The 14150-nt window shown below is 71.6% G+C and carries 10 protein-coding genes; 8 read left to right on the forward strand and 2 right to left on the reverse strand.

Annotation, left to right across the window (positions count from 1 at the left end; translation table 11 throughout):
- Positions 1–2: 2 nt before the first annotated feature.
- Positions 3–782 carry a hypothetical protein gene (locus OG456_RS28630; protein ID WP_266565924.1) on the forward strand — a complete coding sequence of 260 codons (780 nt, stop codon included), beginning with the start codon at positions 3–5 and terminating at the stop codon, positions 780–782.
- A gap of 165 nt (positions 783–947) precedes the next feature.
- Positions 948–2117, forward strand: coding sequence for a glycosyltransferase family 4 protein (locus OG456_RS28635; protein WP_266565926.1), 1170 nt, complete (start codon positions 948–950; stop codon positions 2115–2117).
- Between the two features lie 24 nt (positions 2118–2141).
- Here OG456_RS28635 and OG456_RS28640 read toward each other — a convergent pair whose 3' ends face one another.
- Together OG456_RS28640 and OG456_RS28645 are read right to left on the reverse strand one after the other, a co-directional pair.
- A complete protein-coding gene (locus OG456_RS28640; RefSeq protein ID WP_266565928.1) occupies positions 2142–3803 on the reverse strand; it encodes a PucR family transcriptional regulator in 1662 nt (553 codons plus the stop codon).
- A gap of 126 nt (positions 3804–3929) precedes the next feature.
- Entirely contained in the window at positions 3930–5738 is a 1809-nt protein-coding gene (locus tag OG456_RS28645; RefSeq protein WP_266569468.1) for a glycoside hydrolase family 15 protein, read from the reverse strand.
- Positions 5739–6196: 458 nt separating this feature from the next.
- On the opposite strand from OG456_RS28645, the gene OG456_RS28650 reads away from it, so the two are divergent.
- From OG456_RS28650 to OG456_RS28675, 6 genes are all read left to right on the forward strand, one after another.
- Positions 6197–7870: a CTP synthase gene (locus OG456_RS28650; RefSeq protein WP_116502888.1), complete on the forward strand. Its 1674-nt coding sequence runs from the start codon at positions 6197–6199 to the stop codon at positions 7868–7870.
- A 109-nt stretch (positions 7871–7979) separates the two neighbouring features.
- Positions 7980–8609 (forward strand): NUDIX hydrolase, encoded by a 630-nt coding sequence (locus OG456_RS28655; RefSeq protein WP_266565931.1) that lies wholly within the window; start codon positions 7980–7982, stop codon positions 8607–8609.
- Positions 8610–8789: 180 nt separating this feature from the next.
- A complete protein-coding gene (locus OG456_RS28660; RefSeq protein WP_266565933.1) occupies positions 8790–10829 on the forward strand; it encodes a tetratricopeptide repeat protein in 2040 nt (679 codons plus the stop codon).
- Positions 10830–10973: 144 nt separating this feature from the next.
- A complete protein-coding gene (gene ald / locus OG456_RS28665) occupies positions 10974–12089 on the forward strand; it encodes an alanine dehydrogenase (protein WP_266565935.1) in 1116 nt (371 codons plus the stop codon).
- Between the two features lie 346 nt (positions 12090–12435).
- Positions 12436–13605 carry a ParA family protein gene (locus OG456_RS28670; protein ID WP_116502892.1) on the forward strand — a complete coding sequence of 390 codons (1170 nt, stop codon included), beginning with the start codon at positions 12436–12438 and terminating at the stop codon, positions 13603–13605.
- Complete coding sequence (locus tag OG456_RS28675) at positions 13590–14141, forward strand: hypothetical protein (protein WP_266565937.1); 552 nt, start codon at positions 13590–13592, stop codon at positions 14139–14141. Before OG456_RS28670 ends, OG456_RS28675 begins: the two co-directional genes overlap by 16 nt.
- Positions 14142–14150 lie beyond the last annotated feature (9 nt).

Below are 14150 nucleotides of genomic sequence, written 5' to 3' on the forward strand. Positions count from 1 at the left end.
CCATGGAGAAGCGTGTGGTGGGCCGCTTCGCGGCTCTCGCGGCCGGGGCCGTCGTGGCCCGGGCCGGGTATGCGGTGCTGCGGCGGGCCAGGCCGGGTGGGTCTGCCGTGTGGCAGCGGACGAACTTCGCGGGCCGGGCGGTCGACCTGTACGCCGGGCCGGCCGTCGTGGCCGGGGCCGTCGCCGGCGCCGCCGTCGTCACCTCGGGACCCGATCGCCGGGCCGCCGTCCTGGCCGTGCTCGCGGCGGGGGCGTGCGGCGCGTACGACGACGTGGCGGGCGCCGGAGATCCGCGCAGCGGGTTCCGGGCCCATCTGTCGGCGCTTCGCGACGGCGAACTGACCAGCGGGGCCGCGAAGTTGATCGGTATCTCCGCCGCGGGGCTCGTCGCCGGCGCGCTGCTCGAGGAACGGGCCGTGGACAGGGCACTCGCCGGTGTCGTGATCGCCGGCGCGGCGCACCTCGTGAACCTGGTGGACGTACGGCCCGGGCGGGCGGCCGCGGCGGTGCTCGCGCTCGGGGCGCCCGGACTGCTCAAGGGGGCCGTCGCCGCGGCCCCCATGGGCGCGGTCGCGGCGGTCCTGCCGGAGGATCTCGACGGGCGCACCATGATCGGCGACACCGGGGCCCACGCCCTGGGCGCGGCGCTCGGCGTCGCAGTCGTCGCCGGGAACGGGCGCGCGGGACTCCTCGCGCACGCGGCCGGACTGGTCCTCGCCGCGGCATACGGGGACAAAGTGACCGCACTGGCCCGCGGGGCGAAGTCAGCGCGACACGCCTGAATTCACGCGTGTGAGTGATCCCGTACGACGTGTTGCCCACTCCGACACGGTCGGGACTCCGGCCCGGTGCCGGAACGCCCGTACGGGCTGGCATCCTTGGCCCAGACCGTTACGGCGCGACATCCCCGAGCGTCCCGCACCGACCGACCCAGGAGTCCCGGCCGCGTGAGTCACGTGAGCAGCCAGCCAGCGCACGGCCAGTCGCCGCTGCGCACCGTGCAAGTGCTGGGCGGCGGCAGCGCCGGAAGCAGCACGCACGTCAGGTCGCTGGCCGCCGGGCTCGTCGCCAGGGGGGTACGCGTCACCGTCTGCGCCCCCACCGAGGTCGCGCACGTCTACGGCTTCGCGGACGTCGGCGCCCAGCACGTCACCGTGCCCCGCAGCAGCGACCCCGGATCCGTCGCGGCGCTCCGGCTCGCCTGCGCCGACGCCGACCTCGTCCACGCGCACGGGCTGCACGCCGGGCTCCGTGCGTCGCTCGCGCTCAGCGGCCGGACCACGCCCCTCGTCGTCACCTGGCACACCCGCTCCCACGCCGAGGGCGCCCGCGCCCACCTGCTGCGGCTGCTCGAGCGGCGCGTGGCGAGGGCCGCCTCCGTGGTCCTCGGCACGTCCTCGGACCTCGTCGAGCGAGCGCGTGTCCGTGGCGCCCGTGACGCCCGGCTGGCCGCGGTCGCCTTCCCGGCTCCGCGCCGCCCCGACTCGTCGGAAGCCGCGCCGGTGCCCGGACCCGAGGGACCCGAGGACCCGGAGCGCCTGCAGCACAAGGCACGGGCCGAACTCGGCGCTGTGGACCGGCCGTTGCTGATGGCCGTCGGCAGCCTCGTGAAGCACCGCGGCTACGGGACGCTGCTGGACGCCGCGCGCACCTGGCGCCACCTCGACCCCGTGCCGCTCCTCGTCATCGCGGGCGAGGGGCCGGAGCGGGGCGCGCTCCAGCGCCGGATCGAGAGTGAGCAGCTGCCCGTACGGCTCGTGGGGCGCCGGGACGACGTCTCCGAACTGCTCGCAGCCGCCGATGTGGCTCTGCTGACCAGCAGTTGGGAGTCCCGCTCGGTCCTCGCGCAGGAGGCGCTCCACGCGCGCGTACCGCTCGTCGCCACCGACGTCGGCGGCATCCCCGAACTCGTGGGCGACGCGGCGGAACTCGTCCCCTACGGCGACGCGTGCGCCCTCGCCGACACCGTCATCCGCCTCCTGGCCGACCCCGCGCGCCGCGACCAACTCAAGGAGCGCGGCACGCTGCAGGCGGCGTCGTGGCCGACGGAGGACGAGACGGTGGCCCAAGTGCTCAGCATCTACGACGAGTTGACGGGGGCCCGGCCGCCGGGCTGACCTGACCAAGGCCCGGCGGCGCGTTCACCCCACATGCCTGCGCGCCCGCAGCGCCAGGCTCAACGCGAGTACCGTCTGCGGGTCGTCCAGGTCCGTGCCGAGCAACTCCCCTATGCGGGCAAGGCGGTTGTAGAGCGTCTGACGGTTCAGGTGGAGTTCGCGGGCCGTCTCCGCCTTGCGGCCCGCGTGCGCCAGATACGTCTGGAGAGTGGGAAGGAGCGGGGGCTTGGCGCGGCGGTCGTGGGCCTGGAGAGGGCCGATCGCCCGCTCCACGAACGCCGCCAGGTCCGGATGGTCCCGCAGCCGCCACAGCAGCAGGTCGATGTCGAGGCGCCGCGCGTCGTACCAGGGCCGGTCCGACAGGCCCTGCGCCGCCGTGGCCGTCTCGGCCGCGTGCCGCAGACCGGCCGCGGCCGCGGCCCAGCCGCCCGCGCCGCCGACCACGACGACCGGCGGCTGCGTCCCGGCGCGCAGCATGCCCGCCCGCTCGACCCCCGCCCGCAGCGCCGCGGCCACCCGGTCCGCGACCGCCGTGCGCTCCGAGTCCGACCGCAGCCCGAGCAGCAGGGGGACGCGCCCCTCGACGGGCCGTACGCCGAGCAGGACCGGAACTCCGACCGCGGCCAGCTCCTCGGCGACCGCCCGGGCGAGCACCGCCCAGCCGCCGCCGGGGGAGAGGCCCACCGACGCCTCGGGCAGCCGCATCACGACCGGCAGCAGCGGCCCCTGGCCGCCCGGCTTGAACCCGAGGACGCGCGCCTGCGCCGGGGCGTCGTCCGGTGTGATCCGGCCCTCCGCGAGATCCGTGAGGAAGTCACCGCGGCCGCGCGCCGCCAGCTCCTCCTCCTGGCGGGCCTGCATCAGGACGACGGCGAGGCTGCTCGCCGCCCGTTCCGCCGCGATGCGGTGCACGGGCGCCAGCGGGGCCGCGACCGGCAGCAGGACGAGGCGCGCCCGTACGGAGCCGGCGCCGGGCCCGCCGCCCGGCACGTCGACGAGTACGGCCCCGGCCGGCGGCTCGTCCCGGTCGGCGGGCTTGCCGCGCATGCCCTCCCACACCTGGAGCGGGTCGGCGACCTCGGGCTCGCCCCCGGCCGCGTACAGGAGCTGACCGTCGGCCGTCTCCAGGAACACCGGGTTGCCGCTGAACTCCGCGAGAATACGCAGGACTTGGGGCACTCCGCCGCCGCCCAGCAGGGCCTCCGTGCAGCGCCGGTGTACCTCCTCGGCGCGCTGGAGCAGCGCGTAGTGCCCGTTGACGATCTCGGTGTGGACCTCCTCGGTGACCGTCACGAACGGCACCTCACGATGCAGCTGCACCAGCGGGAGGCCGGCCGCGCGCGCGGTCTCCACCAGCGCGGCGGGGAGCCGCGCGAAGCGCTGGCCCAGCTCGATGACGAGCGCGGAGATGCCGCGGTCGGCGAGCTTGCGGACGAAGGCACGCTGCTCGGCGGGGCGCGTACCGATGCCGAACCCGGTGGTCAGGAGCAGCTCGCCGCCCTTGAGGAGCGAGGCGATGTTGGGCACCTCGCCCGCGTGCACCCAGCGCACGGTGCGCTGCAGCCGGTCCCCGCCCGCCACCACTTCCGGGAGCCCGCTGCGCAGACCTGGCAGTTCCAGGGCCCGCTGCACGGTGATGCCGCCCTGGGTGCCGGGCGTGCTGCTGTGGGGGGCCTGAGTGTCCATGGTGCGGACGCTACCTGCGCGCACGTTCCGGGAAAACCTCCGGCCATCGGGCAGGACGTGACTGACGCCGCCGGCGGCGCGTCCCGCAGGGGAACGCGCCGCCGGAAAGGTGATCAGGAAGCCGCTCTAGCCGCCGTACGCCCCCGAGGCCGTCAGCCGCAGGGCCGTGTCGATCAGCGGAACGTGACTGAACGCCTGCGGGAAGTTGCCGACCTGGCGCTGCAGGCGCGAGTCCCACTCCTCCGCGAGCAGCCCCAGGTCGTTGCGCAGCGACAGGAGCTTCTCGAAGAGCGTGCGGGCCTCGTCCACGCGGCCGATCATCGCGAGGTCGTCGGCCATCCAGAACGAGCAGGCGAGGAACGCGCCCTCGTCGCCCTCCAGGCCGTCGACGCCCGCGTCCTCGCCCGTCGTCGGGTAACGCAGAATGAACCCGTCCGGCGTCGAGAGCTCCCGCTGGATCGCCTCGATCGTGCCGATGACGCGCTTGTCGTCGGGCGGCAGGAAGCCCATCTGCGGGATCAGGAGCAGCGAGGCGTCCAGCTCCTTCGAGCCGTACGACTGCGTGAACGTGTTGCGCTCCTTGTCGTAGCCCCGCTCGCACACGTCCCGGTGGATGTCGTCGCGCAGTTCGCGCCACTTCTCCAGCGGCCCGTCCGCGTCACCCGACTCGATGAGCTTGATCGTGCGGTCCACGGCGACCCACGCCATCACCTTCGAGTGAACGAAGTGCCGGCGCGGCCCGCGCACCTCCCAGATGCCCTCGTCCGGCTCGTCCCAGTGCTTCTCCAGGTAGCGGATCAGCTTGAGCTGGAGCAGCGAGGCGTAGTCGTTGCGGGTCAGGCCCGTCATATGTGCCAGGTGCAGCGCCTCGGTGACCTCGCCGTACACGTCGAGCTGGAGCTGGTGCGCGGCGCCGTTGCCGACCCGCACCGGCGCCGAGTTCTCGTAGCCGGGCAGCCAGTCGAGCTCCGCCTCGCCGAGCTCACGCTCGCCCGCGATCCCGTACATGATCTGCAGGTTCTCGGGGTCGCCGGCGACCGCGCGAAGCAGCCAGTCCCGCCAGGCACGGGCCTCCTCGCGGTAGCCGGTGCGCAGCATGGAGGACAGGGTGATCGCCGCGTCGCGCAGCCAGGTGTAGCGGTAGTCCCAGTTGCGGACACCGCCGATCTCCTCCGGCAGCGACGTCGTCGGCGCGGCGACGATGCCACCGGTCGGCGCGTACGTCAGGGCCTTGAGCGTGATCAGCGAACGGACCACGGCCTCGCGGTAGGGCCCGTGGTACGTACAGTGCTCGACCCACTCGCCCCAGAACTCCTCCGTCGCCTCCAGGGACCCCTCCGGGTCGGGGAGGGCCGGCGGCTTCTGGTGCGAGGGCTGCCACGAGAGGGTGAACGCGATCCGGTCACCCGGCGCCACCGTGAAGTCCGAGTAGGTCGTCAGGTCCTTGCCGTACGTCTCCGCGGTCGAGTCGAGCCACACGGAGTCGGGGCCCGCGACCGCGACCGTACGGCTGTCGACCTTGTGCACCCACGGCACGATCCGCCCGTAGGAGAAGCGCATGCGCAGTGCCGAGCGCATCGGGACGCGGCCGCTGATGCCCTCCACGATCCGGATCAGCTGCGGCGCGCCGTCACGCGGCGGCATGAAATCGGTCACGCGGACCGTGCCGCGGGGGGTGTCCCATTCGGATTCGAGGATCAGGGAATCGCCGCGGTACGTCCGGCGCGCCGCGGTCGGCGGCTCGGCCTCCGGCGCGTGCGCCGGTCCCAGCCGCCAGAAGCCGTGTTCCTCGGTGCCGAGCAGGCCGGCGAAAATGGCATGCGAGTCGAAGCGTGGGAGGCACAGCCAGTCGACTGTTCCGTCCCGGCAGACCAGGGCAGCGGTCTGCATGTCTCCGATGAGTGCGTAGTCCTCGATGCGCCCGGCCACGTGCATCTCCAGTCGAACGGCCACGTACGCCCCCGGAAGGGCGATCGCTCTGCGGTCTCTGCGGTCAAGGGTTCGTGTTGGTGCGTCGTCGTGAGAAACGAACTGACGAGCTCTTGTTCCGGGAGTAACGGGCGGGGGTAGTGCCGTTTGCCGGCCTGGCTCGGCAGCGAGTGTCCGAGCAGGATACGACGCAGCGCGGTGATCCGCGCGCCGGTCCCGGCAACGAAGGTGGGCCGAAAGAGTGAGCGGCGGGTGAGGTTTCGGTGATGCTGTGGTGAGGCATGTGCGGAGCGTGGCCGGAAGCAGCCTCGCCCACTCGCTGTTACCCTGGTAGCCCGTGGACCGGTGCGCTTCTGCGAGCAGTCGAAGCCCCCGAACCCGCAGCGACGGCACCCCCGGAAATCTCCGGACCAGGCAAGCCGGTACGCATTCCAGACCGCGACCACGGGAGCCCCCTCTTGGCCATGACGCCCAAATCCACGACGACCAAGCACATCTTCGTCACCGGGGGTGTCGCCTCCTCCCTCGGCAAGGGGCTGACGGCCTCCAGCCTGGGTGCGCTCCTCAAGGCGCGTGGTCTGCGGGTCACGATGCAGAAGCTCGACCCGTACCTGAACGTCGACCCCGGGACGATGAACCCGTTCCAGCACGGTGAGGTCTTCGTCACCAACGACGGCGCCGAGACCGACCTGGACATCGGCCACTACGAGCGCTTCCTCGACGTGGATCTGGACGGCACGGCCAACGTCACCACCGGCCAGGTCTACTCCCAGGTGATCGCCAAGGAGCGGCGCGGCGAATACCTCGGAGACACCGTCCAGGTCATCCCGCACATCACGAACGAGATCAAGCACCGCATCCGCCGCATGGCCACGGACGACGTCGACGTCGTCATCACCGAGGTCGGCGGCACGGTCGGCGACATCGAGTCCCTGCCGTTCCTGGAGACCGTCCGCCAGGTCCGCCACGAGGTCGGCCGCGACAACGTCTTCGTCGTGCACATCTCGCTGCTGCCCTACATCGGCCCCTCCGGTGAGCTGAAGACCAAGCCGACCCAGCACTCGGTCGCCGCCCTGCGCAACATCGGTATCCAGCCGGACGCGATCGTCCTGCGCGCCGACCGCGAGGTGCCCACCGCGATCAAGCGCAAGATCTCCCTGATGTGCGACGTCGACGAGGCGGCCGTCGTCGCGGCCATCGACGCCCCGTCGATCTACGACATCCCGAAGGTCCTGCACACCGAAGGCCTGGACGCCTACGTCGTCCGCAAGCTGGACCTGCCGTTCCGCGACGTGGACTGGACGACCTGGGACGACCTGCTCGACCGCGTCCACAACCCCGACCACGAGATCGTCATGGCGCTCGTCGGCAAGTACATCGACCTGCCCGACGCCTACCTGTCGGTGACCGAGGCGCTGCGCGCCGGCGGCTTCGCCAACAAGGCCCGCGTCAAGATCAAGTGGGTCGCGTCCGACGACTGCAAGACCGCGGCCGGCGCCAAGAAGCAGCTCGGTGACGTGGACGCGATCTGCATCCCCGGCGGCTTCGGCGACCGCGGCGTGTCCGGCAAGGTCGGCGCCATCCAGTTCGCCCGCGAGAACAAGATCCCGCTGCTCGGCCTCTGCCTCGGTCTGCAGTGCATCGTGATCGAGGCCGCGCGGAACCTGGCCGACATCCCCGACGCGAACTCCACCGAGTTCGACGCCGCGACCGCGCACCCGGTCATCTCCACGATGGCCGAGCAGCTCGACATCGTCGCAGGTGAGGGCGACATGGGCGGCACCATGCGGCTGGGCATGTACCCGGCGAAGCTCGCCGAGGGCTCCATCGCGCGCGAGGTGTACGACGGCAAGGAGTACGTCGAGGAGCGCCACCGTCACCGCTACGAGGTGAACAACTCCTACCGCGCCGAGCTGGAGAAGAAGGCCGGTCTGCAGTTCTCCGGCACGTCGCCGGACGGCAAGCTCGTGGAGTACGTGGAGTACCCGCGTGAGGTGCACCCTTACCTGGTCGCGACCCAGGCGCACCCCGAGCTCCGCTCCCGCCCGACCCGCCCGCACCCGCTCTTCGCGGGCCTGGTGAAGGCGGCCGTCGAGCGCAAGACCGGCGCCGCGGCGAACGGCAAGAAGGCCAAGTAAGCCGTGTAGGACATGGGTTGTACGGTTGCCGGGGTGCGTGCCTTTTGGGGTACGTGCCCCGGTTTCTGTTCCCCGGTTTCTTTTTATGCGCGTAGGAGGACCTGTCGACATGACGACGATCAAGGACACCGCCGAGGAGTGGGAGGTCCGGGCGACCGAGACCCCGTTCGTCGGGAACAAGACCTCTGTGCGCACCGACGACGTGGTCATGCCCGACGGCTCGGTCGTCCGCCGCGACTACCAGGTCCACCCCGGCTCCGTCGCCGTCCTCGCCCTCGACGACCAGGGCCGCGTCCTGATCCTCAAGCAGTACCGCCACCCCGTGCGGCACAAGCTCTGGGAGATCCCGGCCGGACTCCTCGACATCCCCGGCGAGAACCCGCTGCACGCGGCCCAGCGCGAGCTCTACGAGGAGGCGCACGTCAAGGCGGAGGACTGGCGCGTCCTCACCGACGTCTACACGACGCCCGGCGGCTGCTCCGAGGCCGTCCGCATCTTCCTGGCCCGCGACCTGTCCGAGGCGGAGGGCGAGCGCTTCGAGGTGGAGGACGAGGAGGCCGACATGGAGCTGGCCCGCGTCCCGCTGGAGGAGCTCGTACACGGTGTGCTGGCCGGCGAGCTGCACAACAACTGCCTGGTGGTGGGGACGCTCGCGCTGACCGCCGTGCAGGCCGGTGACGGCGTGGAGTCGCTGCGGCCGGCCGAGGCGCCCTGGCCCGCCCGGCCGTTCGCGGCGTAGGTACGGCCGTGCGCCGGAGGGGCTGATTCCGATCAGCCCCTCCGGTCACACCATCCGCTGATCCGATTGAGGGACACCTCCGTGCCGCCCACCAGGGAACGCCGTTCCGCCTGAACTAGGCTCTGAAAGCGTCCCGCCCGCACCCCGGCGGGTTCGGCGCAGGTGGACGGAGCGTGGCCCGTGACGGATCAGGCGGTCGAACCGAAGGACGGACTGAAGGGCAGTCAGTTCCTGGGCCGCAGCCGTGAGTTGAAGGAACTACGCGCCGACATCGAGCGCGCGGGACTCGACACGATCGCCGGGCGCAAAGCGCCACGCGCGCGCGTCCTGCTCATCGCGGGCCGCCCGGGATCCGGTCGCACCGCGCTCGCCGAGGAACTCCTGGGCCAGGTCGCCGCCGGCTACCCGGACGGCATCCTGCGGACCCGCCTCACCGCCCCGGACGGCACCCGCGTCCCCACCGAACGCACCGCACGCGAACTCCTCGACACCCTCGATCTGCCCGCGCCGCCCGGCGAAGGCGAGGACGACCTCGCCGAGCGGCTGCGCGAAGGGCTCTCCGTCCGCAGGGTCGTGCTGTTCCTCGACGACGCGGCGGACGCCGAACAGGTCGACCCGCTGCTCCCCGAAACCCCCGACTGCCTGGTCGTCGCCGTGTCCGAGGGGCCACTGACCGGAATCTCCGACGTGCGGCCCTGCACGCTCGGCGGCCTCGACACGAAGTCCGCCCTCGAACTGCTCGGCCGGCACACCGGATCGGTCCGCATCACCGTCGACCCGCGCTCCGCGGAGTCCCTCGTCGAGGAGTGCGGGTCGCAGCCCGCGGCGCTCAGGCTGGCCGGCGGCTGGCTCGCCGTACGCCCCAAGGAGGCCGTGGCGGACCTGGCCAAGCAGCTGCACGCCCAGGCCGACGACGGGCCCGCGCTCGCCCGCGTCTTCCAGCACGCCTACGCGTCCCTGCCGGTGCCCGCCGCCCGGATACTGCGCTACCTGTCCCTCGCCCCCGAAGGCCATGTCGACCCGCACACCGCGTCCGCGCTGGCCGGCTGCTCCGTCTCCGCCGCGCAGACCACCCTCGACGACTTCACGGTGCTCGGCCTGGTCGAGCGGATCGGCTCCGAACTGCCGCAGTACGAGGTGCCCGGCTGCCTGATGCCGCTCCTGCGCGGCCTGACCGAGACCCACGACCGGCCGGGCGAGGTGCAGCTCGCCCGCGCCCGCATGCTGGAGCGCACGGTGCGGCTGCTCCACTCCTGCCGGGCGATCACCGAACCGGACGGCTCGCCCGCCCGCAAGAAGCTCGCGGGGCTGCCCCGCGCCCTGCGTTTCCCGAGCTCCGCGGCGGGCGCCGAGTGGTTGCGGGTCCGGCGGCCCGCGCTCCTGGCCGCCGCCCGCCTCGCCGTCGCCGACGGGGAGCTCGACACCCTGGCCAGGCGCCTGATGGCGGCCCTGGCGCGGGCCCTGGCCGCGCATGTCGGCGCCGAGGCCGCCGCCCCCGACCTCTACGGCATCCACCGCCTCGTCCTCGACGTCGCCGAGCGCAGGAACCTGCCCCGCGAGAAGGCCGCGGCCCTCCTGAACCTCGCCGACCTCGACGCGCGGACCGGCCGCACCCAGGAGGCCCTCACCCGATACCGGGCCGCTCTGGACGCCGGACGCGAAGCCAGGGACCCGTACGCGACCGGCCGCGCGATGGAATCCGTAGGCGGCACGTACCAGGAGCTGGGGGACTGGTACCGGGCCGCCGACTGGTACGGGCGCGCCCTCGCCCAGCGGCTCACCCGCGGCGAGCGCGCCGACGCCGCGCGGCTGCACGGCCGCATCGGGACGGTGAACACCTACGCGGGCCGCTACGGCGACGCGCTGCGCAGCTGGCGCTCGGCCGCCGCCGGGTACCGCAAGGAGGGCGATGTCGCAGCGCAGGCGCGGGCGTTGAGCGAGATGGCGCGTGTCCAGGAGTACGCGGGCCGGCCCGAGGAGTCGCTGCACACCTGCCAGGAAGCGGTCGAGTGGGCGCGCCAGGCCAAGGACGTGCGACTGCAGGCCGCGCTGCAGCTCCGCCTGGCCGACACGCTCGACCGGCTCGGCGACCCCGCGGCCGCGAAGCTGCACCGCGGTGCGGCCGAGCGCATGCTGGGAGAGGAGCTGCCGATCGAAGGAATGACTCCAGAACAAGGTGCTGATGCCTACGAAATCCGTAGTGCATCCGAAGAAGATTGATGCTTTGAAAGGCTAGACAGCTAGAAATCCTTCATTAGACTGGCTCCGCCGCGTACTTCCGTGGTGTCTCCCGGTGCGCCCCCAAGCGCACGGGTATGTAGTGCATTGCCCGAGAAATCCCTGAGCCAAGGACCGTGATCGACGATGAAGGTCGGCATCCCCCGCGAGGTCAAGAACAACGAGTTCCGGGTGGCCATCACCCCCGCCGGTGTGCACGAGCTCGTGCGCAACGGCCACCAGGTCTTCGTCGAGCAGAACGCCGGTGTCGGCTCCTCGATCACGGACGACGAGTACGTCTCGGCCGGTGCGCAGATCCTCGGCACCGCCGACGAGGTCTGGGGCACCGCTGACCTGCTCCTGAAGGTCAAGGAGCCGATCGCGGAGGAGTACCACCGCCTCCGCAAGGACCAGACGCTCTTCACCTACCTGCACCTCGCCGCCTCCAAGGAGTGCACGGACGCGCTCCTGGAGTCCGGCACCACCGCCATCGCCTACGAGACGGTCGAGACCGCGAACCGCGCGCTCCCGCTGCTCGCCCCGATGTCCGAGGTCGCGGGCCGCCTGGCCCCGCAGGTCGGCGCCTACCACCTGATGGCCGCCAACGGCGGCCGCGGTGTCCTGCCGGGCGGTGTCCCGGGCGTGCTCGCCGCCAGGGCCGTCGTCATCGGCGGCGGCGTCTCCGGCTGGAACGCCGCGCAGATCGCCATCGGCATGGGCTTCCACGTGACCCTGCTCGACCGCGACATCAACAAGCTCAAGGAAGCCGACAAGATCTTCGGTACGAAGATCCAGACCGTCGTCTCCAACGCCTTCGAGCTCGAGAAGGCGTGCCTCGAGGCCGACCTGGTCATCGGCGCCGTCCTCATCCCGGGCGCCAAGGCCCCGAAGCTGGTCACCAACGAGCTCGTCTCCCGCATGAAGCCGGGAAGTGTCCTTGTCGACATCGCGATCGACCAGGGCGGCTGCTTCGAGGACTCGCACCCGACGACGCACGCCGAGCCGACCTTCCCGGTCCACAACTCGGTCTTCTACTGCGTCGCCAACATGCCCGGCGCCGTGCCCAACACGTCGACGTACGCGCTGACGAACGCCACGCTGCCGTACATCGTCGAGCTCGCGAACCGCGGCTGGGCCGAGGCGCTGCGCCGCGACCCGGCGCTCGCCCTGGGCCTCAACACCCATGACGGCAAGGTGGTTTACCGCGAGGTCGCCGAGTCCCACGGCCTCGAGCACACCGAGCTGGAGTCCCTGCTCGGCTGACGTCGACGACTCATCGACCACTTTCGTCAACGGAAGTCGTCAATCTCACGCCTGCGGCCGGACCTTGTGAGGGGTCCGGCCGTATGCGTATCACTTGGGCATCAATACGGACTTGGTCAACTCGCCTCGAACGTAACCCTTTAACCGATTCGCGCACCCGCGAAACGCTTCGAACCGACGCCGTGCACCCTTGACACAAGGGTGTTCCGTTGCCGACACATCGGGCCGGGTCCGGCGGATTGTGTTGCTGCGGAGTGGTGACACGCCATAGAGTCGCCAACCGTCGGCATGGTGCCACGCTGACCTATCTAGAAGTTTCCTGGTCACCAAGGAGGTAAGACGACTTGTGAATGAGTCGACATTTACTCCCGGGGGTGGTCAACCAGGAACGGTTGCGAGGGAGCAAGGTCCCGCGGGGCTCGAGGCTGTCGGCTCCGTCGCGGTCCGTACCTTTGCCGCCCGTCAGAGCAGCCCCCTGCAGACGCAGACAGCACCCCAGAGCATGGATGGCCATCACGTGAACGCCATGGCCGGCGACCGAAGTGGCGAACGCTCCCACTTCGCCGACTACGACGAACTGCCCGAGGGGCACTTCTACGACCCCGACGCCGAGTACGAGCCGGACCCCGAGTACGCGGCCACGCTGGCGCCCGACGCTGCCCGTCAGCGCCGCGAACGCGTCGGCCCGACCGGGCGCCCGCTCCCGTACTTCCCGATCCCAGGCCCGCTGACCGACCACGGCCCCGCGAAGATCATCGCGATGTGCAACCAGAAGGGCGGCGTCGGCAAGACCACGTCGACCATCAACCTGGGTGCCGCGCTCGCGGAGTACGGACGCCGTGTCCTGCTTGTCGACTTCGACCCGCAGGGCGCGCTCTCGGTCGGTCTCGGCGTGAACCCGATGGAACTCGACCTGACGGTCTACAACCTGCTCATGGAGCGGGGCATGGCCGCGGACGAGGTCCTCCTGAAGACCGCGGTCCCGAACATGGACCTGCTGCCGAGCAACATCGACCTGTCCGCCGCCGAGGTGCAGTTGGTGAGCGAGGTCGCGCGCGAGTCCACGCTCCAGCGGGCGTTGAAGCCGCTGATGGCCGACTACGACTACATCGTGATCGACTGTCAGCCCTCGCTCGGCCTGCTCACCGTGAACGCCCTGACGGCGGCTCACAAGGTGATCGTGCCCCTCGAGTGCGAGTTCTTCGCACTGCGCGGGGTCGCGCTCCTCACGGAGACGATCGAGAAGGTCCAGGAGCGGCTCAACCCCGACCTGGAGCTCGACGGCATCCTCGCCACGATGTACGACTCCCGCACGGTGCACAGCCGTGAGGTGCTCGCGCGCGTGGTCGAGGCGTTCGACGATCACGTCTACCACACCGTGATCGGCCGGACCGTGCGCTTCCCGGAGACCACGGTCGCCGGTGAGCCGATCACGACGTACGCCTCCAACTCGGTGGGCGCGGCCGCCTATCGCCAGCTCGCCAGGGAGGTGCTCGCCCGGTGTCACGCCGAGTGAGTCTGCCGGGGGCCGACGAACTGTTCCGTACGACCGGGGGAATGGGGCTCCAGGCCTCCTCCCCGAGGCGCCCGGTCAACGGCGAGGCGCGGGTGCCCGCACCGGCGGGTGAGAGCGACGCCGTCGCCGCCGAGGAGAAGCGGCGCGGCGAGGGCGGCGAGAGCGCCGAACACGCGGCGGCGGACGACGAGTCGGGCGAGTCCCGCAGCCGCGCCACCGAGGGCGACAAGCCCGCGGGGCGCCGCCCGCCGCAGGCGCAGGAAGGTTCTGCCTCCGCGGGGTCGTCGCGCAAGCGCTCCAGGGCGGCCGCCAACCGGCGGCCCAGCGGGCGTGAGCGCCACGACGAGAAGATCACGGTGTACGTCTCCGCCGAGGAGCTGATGGACCTCGAGCACGCACGCCTCGTGCTCCGTGGCGAGCACGGGCTCGCCGTGGACCGCGGCCGCATCGTCCGCGAGGCGGTCGCCGTGGTGCTCGCCGACCTGGAATCACGTGGAGACGCGAGCATCCTCGTACGCCGACTGCGCGGGCGGTAGCGGTAACGT

Source organism: Streptomyces sp. NBC_01446, from assembly GCF_026340095.1.
Classification (GTDB): domain Bacteria; phylum Actinomycetota; class Actinomycetes; order Streptomycetales; family Streptomycetaceae; genus Streptomyces; species Streptomyces aureus.

Coding starts and splice junctions, on each gene's coding strand:
- ald (WP_266565935.1), top strand. CDS start 10,974: ATGAAGGTCGGCATCCCCCGCGAGGTCAAGAACAACGAGTTCCGGGTG.
- OG456_RS28645 (WP_266569468.1), bottom strand. CDS start 5,738: ATGCACGTGGCCGGGCGCATCGAGGACTACGCACTCATCGGAGACATG.
- OG456_RS28630 (WP_266565924.1), top strand. CDS start 3: ATGGAGAAGCGTGTGGTGGGCCGCTTCGCGGCTCTCGCGGCCGGGGCC.
- OG456_RS28655 (WP_266565931.1), top strand. CDS start 7,980: ATGACGACGATCAAGGACACCGCCGAGGAGTGGGAGGTCCGGGCGACC.
- OG456_RS28650 (WP_116502888.1), top strand. CDS start 6,197: ATGACGCCCAAATCCACGACGACCAAGCACATCTTCGTCACCGGGGGT.
- OG456_RS28640 (WP_266565928.1), bottom strand. CDS start 3,803: ATGGACACTCAGGCCCCCCACAGCAGCACGCCCGGCACCCAGGGCGGC.